14 protein-coding genes are annotated in these 19,401 nt (G+C 44.2%); 11 read left to right on the forward strand and 3 right to left on the reverse strand.

The annotated features are described in order from the left end of the window. Positions 1–13 precede the first annotated feature (13 nt). Positions 14–403 carry a RidA family protein gene (locus FCL46_RS26515; protein ID WP_136808649.1) on the reverse strand — a complete coding sequence of 130 codons (390 nt, stop codon included), beginning with the start codon at positions 401–403 and terminating at the stop codon, positions 14–16. 399 nt (positions 404–802) lie between these two features. On the opposite strand from FCL46_RS26515, the gene FCL46_RS26520 reads away from it, so the two are divergent. The 4 genes from FCL46_RS26520 (at position 803) to FCL46_RS26535 (ending at position 8,618) form a co-directional block, all read left to right on the forward strand. Further along, entirely contained in the window at positions 803–2,863 is a 2,061-nt protein-coding gene (locus tag FCL46_RS26520) for a serine protein kinase PrkA (protein WP_136808648.1), read from the forward strand. Between the two features lie 124 nt (positions 2,864–2,987). Continuing rightward, complete coding sequence (locus FCL46_RS26525; protein WP_136808647.1) at positions 2,988–4,373, forward strand: DUF444 family protein; 1,386 nt, start codon at positions 2,988–2,990, stop codon at positions 4,371–4,373. A 296-nt stretch (positions 4,374–4,669) separates the two neighbouring features. Next, positions 4,670–6,298, forward strand: coding sequence for a SpoVR family protein (locus FCL46_RS26530; protein ID WP_136808646.1), 1,629 nt, complete (start codon positions 4,670–4,672; stop codon positions 6,296–6,298). Positions 6,299–6,332: 34 nt separating this feature from the next. Beyond that, positions 6,333–8,618 carry a serine protein kinase PrkA gene (locus FCL46_RS26535; RefSeq protein WP_136808807.1) on the forward strand — a complete coding sequence of 762 codons (2,286 nt, stop codon included), beginning with the start codon at positions 6,333–6,335 and terminating at the stop codon, positions 8,616–8,618. Positions 8,619–8,745: 127 nt separating this feature from the next. Here FCL46_RS26535 and FCL46_RS26540 read toward each other — a convergent pair whose 3' ends face one another. Then, positions 8,746–9,513, reverse strand: a complete 768-nt coding sequence (locus tag FCL46_RS26540) for a sirohydrochlorin cobaltochelatase (protein ID WP_136808645.1) — start codon at positions 9,511–9,513, stop codon at positions 8,746–8,748. A 522-nt stretch (positions 9,514–10,035) separates the two neighbouring features. On the opposite strand from FCL46_RS26540, the gene FCL46_RS26545 reads away from it, so the two are divergent. The 4 genes from FCL46_RS26545 to FCL46_RS26560 all read left to right on the forward strand — a co-directional run bounded on the left by FCL46_RS26545 (position 10,036) and on the right by FCL46_RS26560 (position 14,653). After that, complete coding sequence (locus tag FCL46_RS26545) at positions 10,036–11,550, forward strand: DUF3373 family protein (protein ID WP_136808644.1); 1,515 nt, start codon at positions 10,036–10,038, stop codon at positions 11,548–11,550. A gap of 166 nt (positions 11,551–11,716) precedes the next feature. Further along, the gene (pgeF, locus tag FCL46_RS26550; protein ID WP_167505948.1) at positions 11,717–12,490 is read left to right on the forward strand and encodes a peptidoglycan editing factor PgeF; all 774 of its coding nucleotides are present in this window, start codon (positions 11,717–11,719) and stop codon (positions 12,488–12,490) included. A 71-nt stretch (positions 12,491–12,561) separates the two neighbouring features. Further along, the gene (locus tag FCL46_RS26555) at positions 12,562–13,236 is read left to right on the forward strand and encodes a winged helix-turn-helix domain-containing protein (protein WP_136808642.1); all 675 of its coding nucleotides are present in this window, start codon (positions 12,562–12,564) and stop codon (positions 13,234–13,236) included. Further along, the gene (locus tag FCL46_RS26560; RefSeq protein ID WP_136808641.1) at positions 13,217–14,653 is read left to right on the forward strand and encodes a sensor histidine kinase; all 1,437 of its coding nucleotides are present in this window, start codon (positions 13,217–13,219) and stop codon (positions 14,651–14,653) included. Before FCL46_RS26555 ends, FCL46_RS26560 begins: the two co-directional genes overlap by 20 nt. On the opposite strand, the gene FCL46_RS26565 is transcribed toward FCL46_RS26560, so the two are convergent. Next, positions 14,599–15,351: an endonuclease/exonuclease/phosphatase family protein gene (locus FCL46_RS26565; RefSeq protein WP_136808640.1), complete on the reverse strand. Its 753-nt coding sequence runs from the start codon at positions 15,349–15,351 to the stop codon at positions 14,599–14,601. The two genes, FCL46_RS26560 and FCL46_RS26565, sit on opposite strands and share 55 nt — an antisense overlap. Before the next feature lie 264 nt (positions 15,352–15,615). Between FCL46_RS26565 and hemC the strand changes: the two genes are divergently transcribed. The 3 genes from hemC (at position 15,616) to FCL46_RS26580 (ending at position 19,340) form a co-directional block, all read left to right on the forward strand. Continuing rightward, complete coding sequence (hemC, locus tag FCL46_RS26570; protein ID WP_136808639.1) at positions 15,616–16,551, forward strand: hydroxymethylbilane synthase; 936 nt, start codon at positions 15,616–15,618, stop codon at positions 16,549–16,551. A gap of 330 nt (positions 16,552–16,881) precedes the next feature. After that, positions 16,882–17,346 (forward strand): hypothetical protein, encoded by a 465-nt coding sequence (locus tag FCL46_RS26575; RefSeq protein ID WP_136808638.1) that lies wholly within the window; start codon positions 16,882–16,884, stop codon positions 17,344–17,346. An 815-nt stretch (positions 17,347–18,161) separates the two neighbouring features. After that, entirely contained in the window at positions 18,162–19,340 is a 1,179-nt protein-coding gene (locus FCL46_RS26580) for an ABC transporter substrate-binding protein (protein ID WP_136808637.1), read from the forward strand. The last annotated feature ends 61 nt before the right edge of the window (positions 19,341–19,401 follow it).

Below are 19,401 nucleotides of genomic sequence, written 5' to 3' on the forward strand. Positions count from 1 at the left end.
ATAGAGATGGATACTAGTTAGAATCCAAACTGAGAATAGCTTCAATCTCAATATTGGAGCCAAGTGGCAAGGCCGCAACCTGAACTGTTGAGCGGGCTGGTGGATTATTCGGAAAATATTCACCATAAGCTGCATTTACAGTTTGGAAATCATTTAAGTCAGTGAGAAAAATTGTTGTTTTCACAATATCATCAAGGGTAGCGCCGGCAGTTTCGGCAATGGCTTTGATGTTTTTTAAGATCATGTGGGTGCGGGCACCAATGTCACCTTCGACAAATTTACCGGTTGCAGCATCGAGGGGTAATTGCCCAGAGATAAATAATAAATTTCCTGTGGAAACAGCTTGAGAGTAGGGGCCGAGAGCAGCCGGTGCCTTATCTGTGTGGAACGTTTTTTTTGTCATTCGGTTTATCCTCAAAAAGTATATTTATGGCGGTACTACAATGGTATATTTGGGGGTGGAGAAAACCGCTACTGTTACAATGTCGTATTTTCTGTCCAGCTAATTTCCCAACTTTACAGAACTCTGTCAATGATAATTTGTTCATATGCTCAATAAAAAATGCGGCAGATTGTCAAACCTGTATTATCATAAACTTAGGGCTACCTAATCGCGTACAAGATTTTATGACCCCAAAAGTTGAGCGTATAGTGGCCTGATCAGTAGCTGGTGAAAATAACTGATTCAATCATTAATTTTACCTAACCGCTACTTGAATTTAAAGTAAATCTGTGCAGATAATGAGAAGTAACAAGGAATGCAAAGAATTTCTATCTCTCTACCTTGCAAAGGAGGGGCAAGATGCCAGCGCAAAGGAATAACACACTCCATCATCATATCAGTGCAGTCAAAAAAGGCGATCGGGTCTTTGAGAATGCCTTTCAGTGTGTCAGTCGAATGATCCTGGACAGGAATATTGAAAAAGTCGTTGTAAATGGGAAGTCCACATTTGATTTCACGATATTTCGGGACGGCAAGAAACATATTATCGGCATGTATGATGAGATCAATTCATTTGTTTCATTTGTAAAAGATGCAGCTGAAGGTGGATCATCAAAAGAGATGGCCTATGTCCTGGTTGGTGAACCGGGTAATGGTAAAACATTTCTGGTCGAATATCTCTGTAGTATGTATAGAGATTTCCTGACAATACCTGAGAATCGTAAGTATACATTCAGATTCAATAACCTGGATAAGCTTGGCCGTTACGGCAATATCACTACCATTGAGTCCCAGACTTATGAAGATCCAATGGTTCTGGCGATGAATCTGCATGAGAGCAAAGAAGAGTCAATGCAGTATCTCGAAAGGAAGTATCGGCTCTCCACTGCAAAACTGGAGGAGTGGTTCGATAATTATCGGGGACTCGGTGCCTGTTCAGCCTACATCTGGAATGAGATCCGGGAGTTTACCGGAGGTAAGGTTGAAGATATGTTAAAGTTTATCGAGATTGCACCTGTTCCACTGGTGGAAAGTCTTGGTACTGTAACGGGCAAATATCCTGCCAAAGATAAAATAACATCTTCAGCTGTGGATCTGCTCGGTGAAGAATCTATCCAGCGACTGCTGCATATCACTGATACCAACAACCCGTTTCGTTTTGATCTGAGGCGCGGTGCACTGGCAAGAGTAGCAGGTGGTGGTATCCATTTCAGCGATGAGATTTATAAGAATAAAAAGGATCTTGTTCAGGTCTATCTCGGAGTAATCCAGAACAGAACAATTGAGATTGACGGTTACCGCTGGCCGATAGATACGCTTATTATTGCTACCAGTAACAACTCGGAATTTAATCGATTTCTGTCTGAGAAGGAGGAAGCACCGATTATTGACAGGTGCCGTATCTGTTATGTTTCACATAATACCAACTATAAACTACAGAGTGAGCTCACTGCATACGCCATAGGTAATGAGTCAAAGACCACACTGACAGGCGATGTAATGCATCAGGATCCAAACCTGAATTATGCAGCGTCTACGGCTGTTGTCCTGACGCGTCTTCCCCGCTCTGAAAAACTGACGCCTATCGAGACTATGAAACTGGCATCAGGTGAAGTGGCTGGTGAAAAAAGTCTGAAGACCTTATCAGAGGTGATTGATTCACTGAATCAGGACCATGATATCACCAAGCGATTTGGTCAGAAAGGGCTCGGCCAGCGAAATCTCGGCCGTACTATGCAGCTGATGCTTGAAAGCAGCGAAACCAACGAGGGCAAATGTATGTTTGCCTATGATGTGTTTATCTCGCTTGAAAGAATCATCCTTGATTATGTAAGTGACGCAAATGACCGTGCTAAATTCCTTGATGATCTGAAAATAGCGCGTGGCCTGTATCGTGAACGTATCCTGACCGAGATGTTCAATGCGTATATGGATGAACCGCTGGCGATCCGCAAAGATGTTTTCCATTATGTGAACATGATTATTGGAATCGATGCTGAGAATCTGGGCGCAGACAAGATGTGGAAATATAAGAATCCACAGACCGGTGAACTGCAGGCCATCAAGATAGATGAACGGTACATCGATTCAGTTGAAGACCGGCTTGGACTCAAGACCCGGGAACAGAAGGATTCATTCAGAACCTCTATCCGCAAAGTGTATGGGCAGAAGATTTCAGTTGATCCGAATTATAGTTTTATGGACAACCTGGAACTGGTTAAGGCGGTCACCGATGTGCGGTTGAAGTCTGACATTGCCGGGGCCGGAAGTCTTATTGGCGCTCTCGCCAACAGGACGAATGAAGAGAACCAGAAACTGTATGATCGTATGATAGATACTATGCTGAATAAGCTCGGATATTGTGCAACCTGTGCCCAGAAGACTATCGAATATTTCTGTACCCAGGTGGACGAAAACTGATTAGCACAAAGAGGATAGGCTGGGTATGAGGAACGTCGGCGAAACTGATGATGTGTGAAACCGACCCAAACTGATAAGCCATCGCTTTAGAGATGGTTATGTATCGCAAGAGCTTTATGAAATTATGAAAAAGTTACGCGAACTATATAAAGAGTATAAGAAAAAAGGGCTCACTCCAGAGCAGGACAGCATGATCGAGAGGGAACTGGAGATGGTGGAGGGGGGTGGCGATATCACCCTGATTCACCAGATGCAGGACCCTGTCAGGCCGCTTAGTTTGTACGGCTATAATGACATGATGATGTTTGAAAACAACTCTGGACCTGAAGCCGGTTCAGTCACTTCCGTGCACTCCCTCGACTATCTGCTGGAGAAGGACTCCCAGCGAGAAAAAGATGGTTTTCCGCGTAAAATACGGGTGGGCAAAATGGTGAAGCCCGGCGGTGACGGGGATGACAAGGTTGTCGTTGTCCCTTCAACGGTTGAGGAAAAGCTTATTCACGACCGCATCAACCTTGATGAAGAGGGAGAAGGTGAGGGCGAAGGTGTCGGTGAAGGTGGATCCGGTGAAGGTGAAGAAGGTGAAGTAATCGGTGAACAGCCTGTTCGACAGGAAAAGGGCGAAGGGACTGGCGCAGGCCAGGGTGATGCAGGCTCACATGAAATAGAGGCTAATGCCTATGATCTTGGACGGGTGCTGACTGAGCAATTTAAATTACCAAATCTGCGCGATAAAGGGAAAAAACGTTCTCTTACTCGCTACACCTACGATCTCACAGATAAAAACAGAGGTTTTGGTCAGGTTCTTGATAAGAAATCGACACTTAGGCAGGTGATCCAGACCAATATCGCACTGGGACGGATAAAGCAAAATGCCCCTATAGACACCACAGGGTTATTGATGTCACCACGAGATCGAGTCTATCGAATTCTTTCAAAAGAGAAAGATTATGAGTCGCAGGCGGTGGTGTTCTTTGTTCGGGACTATTCGGGCTCAATGAGTGGAAAGCCGACGGAACTGGTGGTGAATCAGCATGTTTTGATCTACTCATGGCTTATATTTCAGTATGAAAAACAGGTCGAGACCCGGTTTATTCTGCACGATACCGAAGCAAAAGAAGTTGAGGATTTCAACACGTATTACAATTCAAAAGTTGCCGGAGGAACCCAGGTATCTGCTGCTTACAAGCTGGTGAACAAGATAGTGGAAGAGGAGAGTCTGGAGAAGGACTACAATATCTATATCTTCCACGGGACTGATGGTGACGATTGGGATACCCGGGGTGATGAAGCTATTCCTGAAATGAAGAAAATGCTCAAATATGCAGCCAGGATAGGCGTGACTATAGCAGAAAACGGCTACGGCATTTCCGGGAAAACAGAAGTTGAAACCTATTTGCGAAAATCAGGCATGCTTGAAGAGTTTAAGCAGCATCTGCGTCTGGATGTCCTGGGTAAGGATTCAACAGAGACGCGGTTAATAGATGGCATAAAGAAGCTTATCTCGTAGCCATTAAGGAGGCTGTCCGATAATGCCCGTTCCGCTCATATCTTCGTTAAACTCGAAATGTTATCCTCCGGTAAGCGAGGGACGAGACTCCGAGATATTAACTATATGCCTGCGGTAATTTTTCGAGTTTGCCTCGATCTGAGCGACAATGCCTATCCTCGGACGGCCTCTTAGGTTCATGATGGATGTGGGCTGCATAAAGTGTTGGAGGTAACAGGTAGTACGAATGAACGTCAGATGTTTATCCTATCCACTAAAAACGGGTGTAAGAACAGCCCGTCAGGATTTGAAATACTATGGAACTGATTAGTCAACATGCAAAAAAAATCATGGAAGGGTGCAAGGAGCGCGCGCGGGATGCCGGGCTGACCTTCCAGGACGAGAGCCTGGAGTATATCGTTACAAACAGGGATATGCTCGAGCTTGGCCCGAAGAACATGATTCCTACCCTGTATGATTACTGGGTACAGGATGTTGAAGTGTTAAAAGAAGCGGGCCGCTATGAATTGTATCCGAATAACCCGTATGAGACGGTCATAAATACCCGACCGCCCATCTCGTTTTATAACGATAACAATCCCGACTGGCTGAACGTGATGATCTTCTATCATGTTATCGGGCATATCGATTTCTTTCAGAACAACCTTTATTTTCGGCATACATGGGACTACGATTTTGCCAGCAAGGGCATTTCGGATAAACGGTTGATCGCCATGCTGCGTTCGGAGCATGGGCGATGGGTCGACTATATCATCGAATTCTCAAAGGCTGTCGATAACCTGGTGGGATATTATGACATGCTGGGTGATTACAGTAGGGATGACGGTAAGAAGGTAAGCCTGCTGGACTATTACTTTGATGTCTTTATGCAGCGCACGAAGAAGAAAAGTATTACCGAGTACGTCAAAGAGATCGAACGGTACAACAGTGCGCTGCGTGATAATCCGGAAAAAGGTGAGGCGCAGTTTCTTGAGACTGTAAAGAGTGAACATCCAGAGCTTGAGGCATTTTACAAAAAGCATGTTGCGAGCTCAGCAAGCAGGGCAAAGATGGATATCCTGCAGTTCCTCATTGAGAATTCACCATTCTTGAACAAAGAAGAAAATCGCTGGATGGCCACTGTAATGGAAGTGATTCGCACCACGTCACTCTATTTTCAACCGCAGATACGCACCAAAATATTAAACGAAGGCTGGGCAAGCTACTGGCACGAAGAGCTCTTTCTGCGCGATGACAGGATAAAGGGGCATGAGGTGGAGTTTGCTATTATCAATGCCAAGGTCACTTCTATGCCACGAGTTGGCCTGAATCCGTATGCTCTTGGTATGCGTTTGTTTTATTATCTTGAAGATATTGCTAATAAGGGCAAAACCAGTCTTGAATTTGATAGGTTACGAGATAGTTACAGGCGCAGAAAATATGATGCAGGCAGCAATACAGGTCGGGACTATATCTTCTATATCAGGGAGAATTATTCAGACTCTATGTTTGTCCACTCATTTATAGATCAGGACTTTGTAGATCTACATAAACTCTTTGTGGCAGGTAAGCGGCTGAACAAGGAACGGATGACCTGGCAGTATTACGTCAAGAGTCGCGAAGCCAGTGCGTACAAAGCAATGGTTGCTGAATCCCTTTATCATCCGCCCTCTGTTTCAATTCATGTTGATGAAACAGGTATGCTTGTCTTGAATCACAGATTTGAAGGTCAGCCGCTTGTTCGTGATTTTGTCAATGGAACCCTGATGGGGCTTGAGTTCCTCTGGGGATCTCCGGTCAGTTTGTACACATCCGAGCCTATTCCTGTAAAATCAGAAGGGACACTGGCGGCTGCCAAGGAAGAGAAACCTCCGAGGCAATATGTCTGGAAACGTTTCAGGTACATCATGAAAGACCGTAAACTCACCAGAGAACTGGTTGAGTAACGATAGAACTGCAGCTGATAACACAGGTGGTTACATGCGCGAACTAACCAAAGCCTTAGATAGTTTAAAAAAACACCAGGGCGGCTGGGCCAGGAGGCCGGTGATGCCGTTTGCAGATTTTCTGCAGGAGGTTATCAAACACCCCGAACGAAACATCCGGGATGTCTACCAGGTGTATGTCGATATGATCAACACGTTCATCTGTGAAGGTAATGATGAATATAGCCATGACAGTGAGTCGATAGATTACCTCGATTATAATTGTAATCAACTTTTTGTCGAAGGATCGGACAGACCGTTTTTTGCAGATCGTCTTTTTGCAAATAGACTGATGCGCCATGTCGATTCTGTTTCGGTGGGTGCACAGCAGAATAAAATTTATATTTTCGAAGGACCGCATGGAAGTGGAAAATCGACTTTTTTAAATAATCTTCTGCGAAAATTTGAAGAGTATACAAACACTCCTGACGGTGCACGTTACGAAGTCGTCTGGCGTCTTAAACGGGAGAATTTCGCGGGTGGAACGCAGTCTATATCTTCAATAACAGACAGAATTGCTTCCATTCTTGAAGGTGATGGCAGAAAGGATGCAGCCTCCGATATACGTGGAATCGTCGAGCCTGGTGAGCAGGTCAGTGAATACTTCAGTGTGCCCTGCCCAAGCCACGACAGCCCGCTGCTCATTATACCAAAAGATGTTCGAAGGCAGTTCCTTGACGACGTATTTGAAAATGACGAGTTCAAGTGGAAGCTGTTCACCGAAAAGAAGTATGATTGGGTTTTCAGGGACGAGCCATGTACTATTTGTACATCTATATATCAGGGATTATTGAAAAAATACGAGAGTCCCGAACGTATTATGGAGTTTGTATTCGCTAGGCCGTATTCCATCAGAAGGCGACTTGGGGAGGGCATTTCAGTGTTCAACCCTGGTGACAGACCGGTCAGGCAGACAGTTATTCACAATGACGTGATTCAACGCAATCTTAACTCGCTATTTGCCGGCTCACAACAGGTTGCCTACCTCTATTCACGCTACGCCAAGACCAATAGCGGTATCTACGCGCTGATGGATATAAAATCGCATAACACAGAGCGATTGATGGAGTTGCATAATATCATCAGTGACGGTGTGCATAAAGTAGAAGACCTTGAAGAACGTGTGAATTCTCTGCTTTTTGCGCTTATGAACCCTGAGGACAGGAAGGTTCTCACTGATCTTCAGGCATTCTCCGATAGGATCGAATATATCAAAATCCCCTATATCCTCGACCTGAAAACAGAAGTTGAGATCTATAGAGAGAGTTTCGGCAAGCATATCGACGAGGGGTTCCTGCCGAGAGTATTGCACAATTTTGCCCGGGTAATTATCGCAACACGATTACGTACCAAATCGGAAGCGATGCTGGAGTGGATTGGAGATCCGGAAAAATATGAACTGTTCTGCGACAGGCATCTGCAACTCCTGAAGATGGAGATATTTACCGGTCATATTCCCAAGTGGCTTGAGTCACAGGATGTTGAACGATTCTCAGCAAAGCGGAGAAAATCAATCATTGCGGAATCTGAAAAAGATGGGTGGAAGGGGCTATCCGGGCGTGATTCCATTCGTATGTTCAATGAGTTCTACACCAGCTTTCACCATGAAGACAAACTCATAGATATGTCAATGCTTTGCAGGTTTTTCAGGGCGTATTGCAAGCAGGACAAAGATATCCTCCCAATGGGCTTTCTGGATTCACTGCTGCGGATGTATAATTACTCAGTATTACAAGAGGTTAAGGAGGCATTGTATTACTACAATGAGGCGGCAATCTCGCGGGATATTCAGAACTATATGTTTGCAGTGAGTTTTGACCTGGGTACCAGGGAAACCTGTACCTATACTGGAGATAGTATTGAAATTACGGAGGACTTTTTCAGGAGGGTTGAGACTCGACTGCTGGTGGCGGAAGCGGATTCGTCATCTTTTAGAATGAATGTGCAGAAGGCCTACACAACTTCAACGCTTACTCAGGAGATTATTAGGGACGGGCTTGATATAACCGAAACCTCTCTGTTCAGTCACCTCTATGAGCGGTATGTACATAATCTCAAGGAGAAAGTTCTTGAGCCGTTTCTGCAAAATGAGAATTTCAGGATGGCGGTTCGCGATTTTAATACTGCCGATTTTAAGACCTACGACACGAAGATTCAGGAGGATGTCAATTACATGATCGAAAATCTCCAGAAGAAATACAAATATTCTCGTCAGGGTGCTAAGGAAATCTGTATTTATGTAATTGATAATAATCTGGCAAAAATTTTTGCAGGCCAGTAACAACAGCTGGCGACTGATACGGTATCATCGAAAAAACAACAGGAATGGGGCGACGGTAGAAATGTCGCCCCTTTTTTTGCTCAGAAGTATGCTTTGCTTGGGGCGCAGTTTTCGATCCCGGTAAAGCTTATCTGGCACTTTCTGCATCTTCTATATGACGTATCACCAGGTCACCGATTCCGTCAAGCATGCCAATTCCTTCTTCAAGAGATTCCACCTCAAGTCCCTTTGCTTCAAGTCGACTCTTCCAGGACTGTTCATTCTCGCCAATCATATCTCGTCGATAATGTAAGCCTGCCACCAAAAAAAACGGAATCAGCAGCACCTTTGTATATCCTGCACTACAGATTGTCTCCACGACATGATCAGACGAAGGAAAGTGTTCAACAACGCCTGTCATAACTCTGGAGCCAAATCGTTTTTGCAGCAGGTTCTCAAGAGCCAGATATGCAGGCCAAACCGGGTGCCGGGTTCCATGCCCCACGACGACGACGGCATGATCAGTACATTTCGTAATGAGTGGACTGAGCATTTCGATGATAGAGATGTAATCATGCTCAGAAGCGAGCAGAGGTAAACCCATCCTGCAACGTATTGCAGAAATATTTCTGACTTCCATATGAAGACTGTGGAACTCATGCCCGGGAAGGAGGTGAAGAGACTGAATAGTTGCTTCTTTATGTCCTGCGTTAACAAGGTCTTTCAATATTTCGGCAGGATGTTGAATTACCAGGTCCTTTGACCGCTTCAATTCTCGAGCGACAACCCGTGAACTATATCCCCAATAAATATCTCGTGTCGGATATCTCGTTCTTATCGTCTTCTCAATGTGATTGTAGCTTGCCCGGGCCGCTGATGTTGTGCCGAAAGCTGTAAGAATTAAAGGCGTGTGCATAGGTTTTGTCCATTGTGTTGAAGTGATTCGATACTCTATCCGCAGTCAGGCAGTTTTTCCATAAAAAGATTTTCCGATCGTAGACGAGTGGTGGGTAAATGTGTTGTTACCTCAAGCGCAGGTCATACTGAGTGCCTATCACATGTTCTGTCGGGAATCTATTTACATCTCGGGTGGATGAGCGATAAGCAGGAAGATATTGTAAAGGATGCCTCATTTTTCATATTGCTATTTGTACAATTCTCTAATGCTTTTGGCTATTTCATAAGAAACAAAGACATTTGTAGCACTTCAAACTCGCCAGACAGTTGTGGTACGATAATGTGTTGACAGATTGGAAATAAGAAGATATTCAATAATATAATTAATTAATAATATAGTTTAATAGTGTTATTCTTAAGCAGTTGTTGGGGGGAATAGCATTATAATCTGGCTGTTTAAAGTGGTTAGGAGTGAATCTCTGCGGGTAAGGCATTATGGAAGAGAGCGCAGGGACCATAATTAATTAGAGGAGGTAGGTAGATGGTGAAAAAGATTTCTGTGGTGGCCCTTGCGGGGTTAATGATGTTGCCGGCGGTAGCATCGGCAAATACATCAGATCTGGAAGCAAAGATTGAAGAATTGAGTAGACAACTCAATGAACTCAAAGCGGTAGTTGCTGCTCAAAAAGAGACCAACGAAGAGCAGGATGAGGTCCTTGAAGAGCTTGATGAAAAATCAGAAGGGTGGGATGAATCTTCACGGTTCAAGTTTTACGGTGATTTCAGATCACGCCTGGACTATTACAATGCTGATACCGCTGGTGGAAATAGCCTTGAGAATGATACCCTTTGGTCCAATAGATTACGCTTGAACATGCGGGTGAAGGCGACAGAAAATGTTGAGTTTAAAGGGCGTTTGGCAATGTACAAAACCTGGGGAAATCAGTCTGCATTTACTGATGAGTCAGGAGCAATGTGGCCAGTATTTGATGGTAATGTTACTCGTACACCAGTCGGAAGCAGTGCGCTCTACGTAGACCGGGCGTTTGTTAACTGGAACAATATTGGCGGTCTTCCAATGTGGTTCTCCATTGGGCGTAGACCAACTACAGATGGAAGCCCAGCAGAGGTTCGTTTGGGACTTGATGAGAGACAGGCTACACCAATGGCTTTCATGGATTGGCCTTTTGATGGTATTTCAGTTGGCTATGCTTGGGACTGGGGGAGCGAGATGATGGGTAGTAGCCGAATTCGATTCTGCTACGGACGTGGTTTTGAGTCAGGGTTGTATGATAGTGATGATAGCGATTCTGTCTCCCAAATCGATGATATGGATTTTGCCGGGTTAAGCTGGGACATCATGAAAAGTGGCGACCGGTTTGCTTATATCCAATCGTTTATGGCGTTTAACGTAATTAATTACCCGAACTTCCAAGATCCGATTATCAATCAAGCCTTTGGAGAAATGAGTGGCATGGGGGCACGAGATAATTTGGGCAAGATCTGGCATACCTCTGCTGTCTATAAGAACAAGGTCAAGGGCTTGAATTATTTTGTAGCTGCCGGGCATTCACAGACTCAGCCAGATTCTGGCGGCATGGGAATGTTTAGTGACTTTGCTGGAATGGGTGCAGGGCTTGTCGGACCAAACAGTGACAACGAAAACGGTTACAGTCTCTATGCTGGCTTGCGTTATGATCTGGATGATGCTGGTTTGAAGTTCGGTGCTGAATTTAACTATGGTTCTGAGTACTGGCTGGCTATGTCTCCTGGGCATGATGAGATTTATCAATCTAAGTTAGCTACTCGCGGACAAGTTTATGAACTTTATGCGATATATGACCTGCCAACAGGTGAGACAATTTCTAAATATGCTAAAACCTTTATTCGTTTAGGTTATCAGCATTATGAGTATGATTATTCAGGTTCTGGTGATTGGAACATGAAACCATATGATCTGAGCAGTAGCTATGACCTTGCAATGCTTCAAGCTATGGGACAGGATCCTGTTGAAAGTGCAGACCAGATTTATCTGACTTTTGAGGCATATTTCTAATCCGCATAGAGTTAGAAAAACATAGTTCCGTTATTAGGGAGGGGAGTGCTCATTGTAGAGCGCTCCCCTTTTTTGTTGCCCTGAGCAGTGCTTTGATTTACCCTTTTTATCATATGGTTGAGAGAGCACTACATAATAGTTCATCACGATAACAGGAACCTGTCATTTGAAGAATACTCTGGAAAAGTCGACGACAATATGCAGTTTTAGTGGTTACACTCCTGACTCAGTTCGATATGGTCTGTTTGACCGTCATAATGGTGTGAGTGAAGGCCTTTTTTCTTCTTGTAATATTGGGCTTGGTGTGGGTGATAATCCTGAGTTGGTTATTGAAAATCGTGATCGTGTTCGCAGAGAACTTGGGGTTGATTATCTGCTGAGCGGCAGACAAACTCACGGTGACAGTATTTTTATTCTTGAAGAGCCGCTTAACGAAGATCTTGAGGTAGATGATTACGATGCCTTTATAACACGTCAACGCAATGTGGGACTGGTTATCCAGCATGCGGATTGCCAGGCTATTTTGCTTTACGATCCTGAGCATGAGGCAATTGGTGCTGTGCATAGCGGCTGGCGTGGAAGTGTTATCAATTTGCTGGAAAAAACTGTATCTGAAATGACACGTGTTTTTTCAACACATCCTGCTCAACTGCGCGTTGTTATAAGCCCTTCACTTGGACCATGTTGTGCCGAATTTGTGAATTTTAAACAGGAACTGCCGCCTTCTTTTCACGAGCATATGGTGGCAGATAACCATTTTGATTTCTGGCAGATCTCAAAGCAGCAACTCATGACTTGTGGAGTGAAAGAGCACTCTGTCACTATTCCTACAATTTGTACAAGCTGTTCAAGCGACTACTTTTCATATCGCCGAGCCTGCAGGGATGGCAGTGGTGTGACTGGCAGGAACTGTTCTGTTATTGCCCTGCCTGGCAACTAAATAAAAAACAGAATGGAAAGCAGATAATTGGGATTACGGAATATGTATAAAGGAATACGGAAATACTGAAAATGCGAATCTTGTTGATAGAAGATGATACAAAAATAGCAGGGTTTATCGAGAAAGGGTTGCGTGAAGCAGGCTTTGTTGTCGATGTCTGCAACGATGGCCCGGACGGACTCTCACGCGGGCTGGATACCGTCTATGATGCCGCAGTAGTGGATATTATGTTACCGGGTATGGATGGGCTTCAGGTGATTGAGGAAATGCGGAAAGCAGATGTTAATACCCCCGTGCTCATCTTGAGTGCCAGACAATCTGTAGATGATCGTATTCAGGGATTGCAGCGTGGCGGCGATGATTACATGATCAAACCGTTTTCGTTCAGTGAATTGCTTGCCCGGGTACAGGCACTTATCCGACGCGATAAAAAAAGTACACAGCCTATGACACTTCAGGCTGGAAACCTTGAGATGGATCTGTTGAAGCACGAAGTAAAGCGTGGAGAAGAGAAGATTGATCTTCCTGCCAAAGAATATGCACTGCTTGAGCTGATGCTTCGCAATTCCGGGACTGTACTCTCGAAAACGACAATTCTTGAGAAGGTTTATGAATATAACTTTGATCCACAGACTAACGTGGTTGATGTTCTTGTCTGTCGTCTGCGCAACAAGGTAGATAAGGATTTTGAACAAAAGATGATTCAGACCGTCAGGGGTGTTGGCTATGTACTTCGGGCTGAGTAAATCGGATTTTACCTTTGCCCGCTGGAAATCGGCTCTGCCGATATTTCTGCTTATATTTCTTTCAATTTTTGCACTTTCATTGATCCTGACCTTTAGCCTGCGTTCTCAGATTCAACGAGGTGAACTACGAGAAACTGAGCAATTACTTGCAACGTACCTTCGTGAAAACAGCTCAGCACGGCTACAGTTTGCACCGCCCTCCTCACGCGATAAAACTCGTCTGAATGGTTTAACTTTCGTTAGAATCAGTCGTGGAAATGACAAATTGCTTCTGGCAAATGATGCAATAGTTACAAATCTCTTTCAGGAACTGCTCCATCTTGACCGTGATATCCATAAAGTATGGTTAAAAAGGAAGACTCCTGAATACACATTTGTCTGGACAGTAGTAAGCAGGCGTCTGGAGAATGGGGTTGAACTGCTGGCAGGCAAAGAGAGCATTGAGTCATACGAACGCTACCATGCTATGATCAGGGCCGTCGCGTTTTCTCTGGCGCTGGCGTTTGGGATTTCGAGTTTGGCTGCGTTACTCTGTGTAAAAAGAATGTTATCCCCGCTTCAACGGTTACATGATGAACTTGAACAGCTGGTCGGGAAAGGCAAAGGGCAGCTGCTTTTGGATGATCAGTGCAGTGCTGAATTACAACACCTGTATAATCAGATAAATCGTCTGATTACTCAAAATAGGCGACTTGTAGAAGAGATGCAGGGTTCTCTTGATAATGTTGCTCATGATCTGCGTACACCGATGACGCGCCTTCGCTCTGTGGCGGAGTTCGGCCTTCGTGAAGATTCTGATATTGAGAAATTGCGGGAGTCACTTGCCGACTGCTTAGAGGAGTCTGAACGAGTACTCTCTATGCTCAGGATAATGATGAGTGTGGCAGAAGCAGAAACCGGCACGATGCAGCTTGAACGTGATACTATTTCTGTTAAGGAAAGCATCGAAGAGATGATCTCGCTTTATGAATATGTCGCGGATGAACGGAGAATTACCATATCATCCCATATCGATAACGAGTTGACCATTTTTGCCGATAAAACAAGGATCGCGCAGGTTTGGGCTAACCTTCTGGATAATGCTATCAAGTATGGTAAGGAAGGAGGCATGGTCGATGTGAATTCAGGAGAGGCGGGAGCCAATATCCTCATAACATTTCGTGATGATGGTATGGGTATTTCACCTTCGGAACAGAGACGTATCTGGGACAGACTTTATCGCGGCGACCGCTCAAGATCCCAGCAGGGTCTGGGGCTGGGCCTGAATTTCGTAAAAGCCATTGTAGAGAGCCATGGTGGCACGGTCAGTGTTGAAAGTACGCTCTATGAAGGGAGCACGTTTTCGGTGCTCTTACCGCGATATCAGCATGTGCATCCCGGAGCTGTGAAAGAGAAATCAAACACCAGCGGAGAATGATCCGAGAGTCGTACATCGGGGATGTAAAAATTATTTAGGCAGATTCCTGGGCTATGAAGAATAAAATCTATTTGCCGCTGTGGGGAGTGGCTTGGATGAGACGGGAGATTCTGCAAGTTGGCATTTTTCAGGTTTGAGGCGGCAAGAAACAGTTTAAGCTCCCGTTTTCCAAAGAAGGTGTTGAAGTCTCCTGCAACGATGACTTCTTTGTCAGTTCGTTTAACTAGAGTGTGAAGGTATTCAAGCTGATGCTGCCGATGTCTGTATTTCAGTGACAGGTGCACAAGGAAGATAACGGCATCTTTAAGTTCCGTCATAATAATCAACCGCTTTACACCCTCCTTGAAATAATGGAAGGTGTGACCATGAATGCGCTCCCGTGTCAGCAGCGCATTTGACTGTTGTTTGAGGACCGGCACCATATGGGCAAGAGAACTGTCGCTGTATTTGGTTTCAGCCACATAATTGTAGCCGAGTTTGTCAGCAATTATCTTTGCCTGACAAATGTTGCGGGAGCGGTAGGAGCCTGAATCCACCTCGACCAGGCCAACTATGTCCGGGTCGACAGTCCTGATAAAATTTATGATTCTCTGAAGATTGACATCTGTCCGCTTAAAAAAACCTATATACGGTATCGGCGTGTGGTAACCATTAAGGTGACCCGTACAATATCGTATGTTATAGAGTAACATTCGCATGAATAAAACGGTATAACCCGGTGCTAATGTGTATGGCAGATGCCTTGCTGAGGTTTCAGCAGGGTATTCTGCAGTGAAGGCTAAAATCTATTATCATTAAGAGACGTTCGTGTGAAATTATCGCTTTCTGAGTATTTTCTTATGAAATACTCAGACAAAGTTGAGATTTCATATCATTAGTCTATATGGTAGGTTCAGGCCCAGTCCAGATAAAAGCACTCATGATAAAATAAACATTTTTCCAGATGAAGTAAGGATTGAAAGATGACCGCAATTTCAATAGGAACACGAAAAAGTAAGTTGGCTATGTGGCAGACAAACACCGTTGCCAAGGCTCTTGAAGATGCAGGGATGACAACCAGCATAAGCAGTATGGAGACAATTGGAGACAAGGTTCTCAACACCTCAATCGCCAAAATCGGAAGCAAGGGCGTGTTTACTGAAGAACTTGAAGAACAGCTTGCAACAGGCGTGACTGATATTGCGGTTCATAGCGCAAAGGATATGCAGTCCAGCCTTCCAGAGGGGTTTGAGCTTATAGCATTCACCGAGCGTGAAAAGGTTAACGATGTACTCCTCAGCCAGGATAAGACCATCGATCTTTCTGATACTTCACGAAAAATAAAGATAGGCACATCTTCTGTTCGCCGGGTAGCGCTTATGCGTCATTTTTACCCCCATGTCGAAACTGTAGAAATGCGTGGAAATCTGCAGACCAGAATCCAGAAGATGAAAGATGGTGACTGTGATGCGCTGATGCTCGCCTATGCGGGTGTGAAGCGGATGGAATATGATGATATGATCGTTAAGATCTTCTCTGAAGACGAATTGATTCCGCCCGTTGGTCAGGGCTGCATTGCCATTGAAGCGGCTACGAGTCTCAGCCCTGAAAAACGTGATGGAGTTCGTGCATGTTTGAACAACTGCGAAAGCGAAGCCTGCCTTCTTGCAGAACGAGCGTATCTCAAGCAACTTGAAGGTGGATGTTCAATTCCTGCTTTTGGCCTGGCAAAACTCAATGGAGACCAGCTGACATTGAATGTTGGTTTGGCAAGTCTTGACGGCTCAACCATCTTGAAAAAGACTATGCAGGGCTCTGTTTCTGAGGCTGAAGCAATGGGTAAAGAAGCTGGTGACTATATACTTAATAATGGCGGCCGCGAGATGCTCAAAGCGATTCGGGAGCAGCAGGCAAGTTAAGTTTAAGCGTTTTTTTCAGGTCAGCGTATTAAATCCACAATGGTTCTTGGAATAGAATCACTGTGGATTTTTTTTTGATGTATGTCTGGAAATTAGCTTGTCTGCTATTGGGACGGTGCAAATAGAAATTCCAAATACATATTGATTCTTTAGGAGTTCTGGAATGATCGAATACTATTTGACAATAGAGGGTTGTTGATAGAGGATTAAGTAATTTGGTGATTTCTCCTGTAAATCGTAACACGATTAAATAGCTCTGCATTTTTTCTGTCACTATGAAATTTGTCATGTAGGTTTGTCAGAAAGCGACTCATGTCCGGAGGATCTTTTATGAAATACATTACACTGTTCATCGTTTCATCTGCTCTGGTTGTATTTGCCGGGAACCTTGTAAATGCAGCAGATATACTCCCCGATCCTGCTCAGCTTACGTCCCTTTTCCAAGGAAAAACAGTAACGATCACAAACGGCAGGCCTGCTGATAAAAGAGGAGGTCCTGATCAACCAGTTAATGTCTATTTTTCCGAAATGGGAATTCTTGAGTATCTTAATGATGAGGGAGAATCCAACTATAGAAAATGGACAGTTTCTGAAGATGGGCTATTTTGCGTTAGCCGCAATTTCAAGCGAAGAGAGCAGGCTATGACTTGCGGTACTATTGTCGGAGATGATAGTGGTGAATACCGGCTCTATAAATCTTCAGATATAAAAGTAAAAGGTGGCCAGGTTGTCGGAATGAAAAAGAAAGAGATGCTGTTGATTTTTTCTAATTTTGTTACAGGAAAAAAACTCTAATAGGAGTCTGTGGGGTTGTAGAATTTTTTTCGAAAAATCAAGCACAGCCATGTGTTTGATATTACGAGCATTGATTTGTTGAAAATAACGCCGAGCTGGGGAGAAAGGGTCTAATCCGATAGACTCCTAATAGAACAGTCATAAACTTCTGCAACTGAAAGGTGGAGCTGCAGATTACAATGTGCCGGTCAAACACATGCTATTGGCTACTATAAAAATGAAAAACATGTATCTGAATATGGCACATATTCAGCGGTGTTAAGATTCAGGTAAGCATTGGATGGCTTTGTAAGGTGAATTCCATTTTTTACCGTCTTCTCAAGCTTGTGAGGCTTGCTAAACCTGTGTCAAATACAAGCATAGTAATTGGCCCTGGGACACTATTGCCGGTATTGGGTAATGAAAGCAAATGGTGATTAGAGTGCCGGTGCGAGCATAGATTTACGTAATTGGACAGATAAATACCTGCAGTTGTAGTGTTTCCCGGTATGATTGGTAGCCCAGTGGTCTTTTTGCGAGATGTCTTTAAGATATTCTGTTGAATTAGCATGTTTGCGGATATTGTTGTCGATGTGCTGGGTGAGAGTGTTTTGAATGAAAATAATCAGTAAATGATCTTTGGAATCGGTGCATATCGGCAAGATGCTTGAAATGGCACAATAAAATTGTTGCTGACTTGTTGTGCCATAGGGTAGAAGGGTAGGTGCTGAAAATATTTGCGATAGTCTATATTGGTCTAATGAATGTGGCGCTGTCCATGCGGGAAGCCGTTAATGATGATGTGCCATGTTCGAAACTTCAATTGGAGTAGAGCTATGCCCCTCACCACCCGTTGTAAAGTTCTGTTTTGGGCAGCGCTTGTTGCGCTGTCTGTGTCGGCAACACCGGCAATGAGTCTGGAAACTATCACAATAGGCTTGAACCTACCCTTGAGTGGTCCGCGAAAGACCACTGGATTGAGCACAAAAGAAGGTGCCGAGTTAATCAGGAATCAGGTTAACAATGCAGGAGGTCTTCTGGTTGGCAATAAGCGATATCCGGTAAACTTTGTCTATGGTGATAATGAGTCGAATCCGCAGAAAGCTGTAAGTGTCACTCTGGATCAGATCACAAAAGACAATGTTCTGGGTATAGTAGGTCCTAATTCAAGCTCCAACGCTATTCCTGCAGGTGGCATCTGTGAGTCTTTTAAGGCTCCTATGGTATCTCCTACTTCGACAAATCCGCGCACAACCCAAGACAGACCCTATGTATTTCGTGCCTGCTTTCTGGATAATTTTCAGGGAGAGGTTATGGCAAGATTTGCCATACGAGAGTTTAAGGCGGAGAAGGCTGCGGTGCTTTATAATATTGCAAGCGCTTATCCAAAAGGATTGGCCGAGTATTTTAAGGATTCATTTGAAAAGGAGAAAGGTAAGGGATCTGTTGTTGCTTTTGAGAAATTCCTGCCAAATGAAACAGAGTTATCTGCCCACTTGAAGCGAATAGTTGATTCTGGTGCAGACGTACTGTTTGTCCCTCAGTATGCTCACGAAATTCCGGAAATCGTTAAGCAGGCTCGTGAAGCTGGTTGGAATAAAATAATCCTGGGTGGTGATGCCTGGGAAGCATCAGATCTGGTAGAAAAATGCGGGGACCAGTGTAAGGGGCTTTTTTATAGTTCGCACTTTGCGGCAATCGGTGCAAAAGGAATAACCGAAACGTTTGTTAAACAGTATGAAGCGCAGACAGCAATGCTTCCTACTGCTTACGGTGCTTTAGGGTATGATTCAGTAAATTTGTTGCTTACTGCAATATCACAATTGGATGGCCTTACTGACAATGTCCTTGATAATAGAAACGCTATCATGCAGCGGCTTGCTTCGATAAAAAACTATCAAGGTGTTTCAGGTAGTCTGGATATGGACAAGACCGGTAACCCTGCAAAGAGTGCCGTTGTCATAAAAATTAATGATAATGGTGACTTTGAGTCATATGCGGTTGAATCACCGTGAAATAGACAATGTAAGGAATGACGTGTTTGTAATCAGATTTATGTGATATTCAAATGCGTCA

The sequence above is a fragment of the Desulfosediminicola flagellatus genome, from assembly GCF_005116655.2.
GTDB lineage: Bacteria > Desulfobacterota > Desulfobulbia > Desulfobulbales > Desulfocapsaceae > Desulfopila > Desulfopila flagellata.

Bases quoted from the DNA above. Each gene is read 5' to 3' on its own strand.
- hemC (WP_136808639.1), top strand. From the start codon at position 15,616: ATGACCGCAATTTCAATAGGAACACGAAAAAGTAAGTTGGCTATGTGG.
- FCL46_RS26560 (WP_136808641.1), top strand. From the start codon at position 13,217: ATGTACTTCGGGCTGAGTAAATCGGATTTTACCTTTGCCCGCTGGAAA.
- FCL46_RS26575 (WP_136808638.1), top strand. From the start codon at position 16,882: ATGAAATACATTACACTGTTCATCGTTTCATCTGCTCTGGTTGTATTT.
- FCL46_RS26580 (WP_136808637.1), top strand. From the start codon at position 18,162: ATGCCCCTCACCACCCGTTGTAAAGTTCTGTTTTGGGCAGCGCTTGTT.
- FCL46_RS26545 (WP_136808644.1), top strand. From the start codon at position 10,036: ATGGTGAAAAAGATTTCTGTGGTGGCCCTTGCGGGGTTAATGATGTTG.
- FCL46_RS26555 (WP_136808642.1), top strand. From the start codon at position 12,562: ATGCGAATCTTGTTGATAGAAGATGATACAAAAATAGCAGGGTTTATC.
- FCL46_RS26535 (WP_136808807.1), top strand. From the start codon at position 6,333: ATGCGCGAACTAACCAAAGCCTTAGATAGTTTAAAAAAACACCAGGGC.
- FCL46_RS26565 (WP_136808640.1), bottom strand. From the start codon at position 15,351: ATGCGAATGTTACTCTATAACATACGATATTGTACGGGTCACCTTAAT.
- FCL46_RS26530 (WP_136808646.1), top strand. From the start codon at position 4,670: ATGGAACTGATTAGTCAACATGCAAAAAAAATCATGGAAGGGTGCAAG.
- FCL46_RS26520 (WP_136808648.1), top strand. From the start codon at position 803: ATGCCAGCGCAAAGGAATAACACACTCCATCATCATATCAGTGCAGTC.
- FCL46_RS26540 (WP_136808645.1), bottom strand. From the start codon at position 9,513: ATGCACACGCCTTTAATTCTTACAGCTTTCGGCACAACATCAGCGGCC.
- FCL46_RS26525 (WP_136808647.1), top strand. From the start codon at position 2,988: ATGAAAAAGTTACGCGAACTATATAAAGAGTATAAGAAAAAAGGGCTC.
- FCL46_RS26515 (WP_136808649.1), bottom strand. From the start codon at position 403: ATGACAAAAAAAACGTTCCACACAGATAAGGCACCGGCTGCTCTCGGC.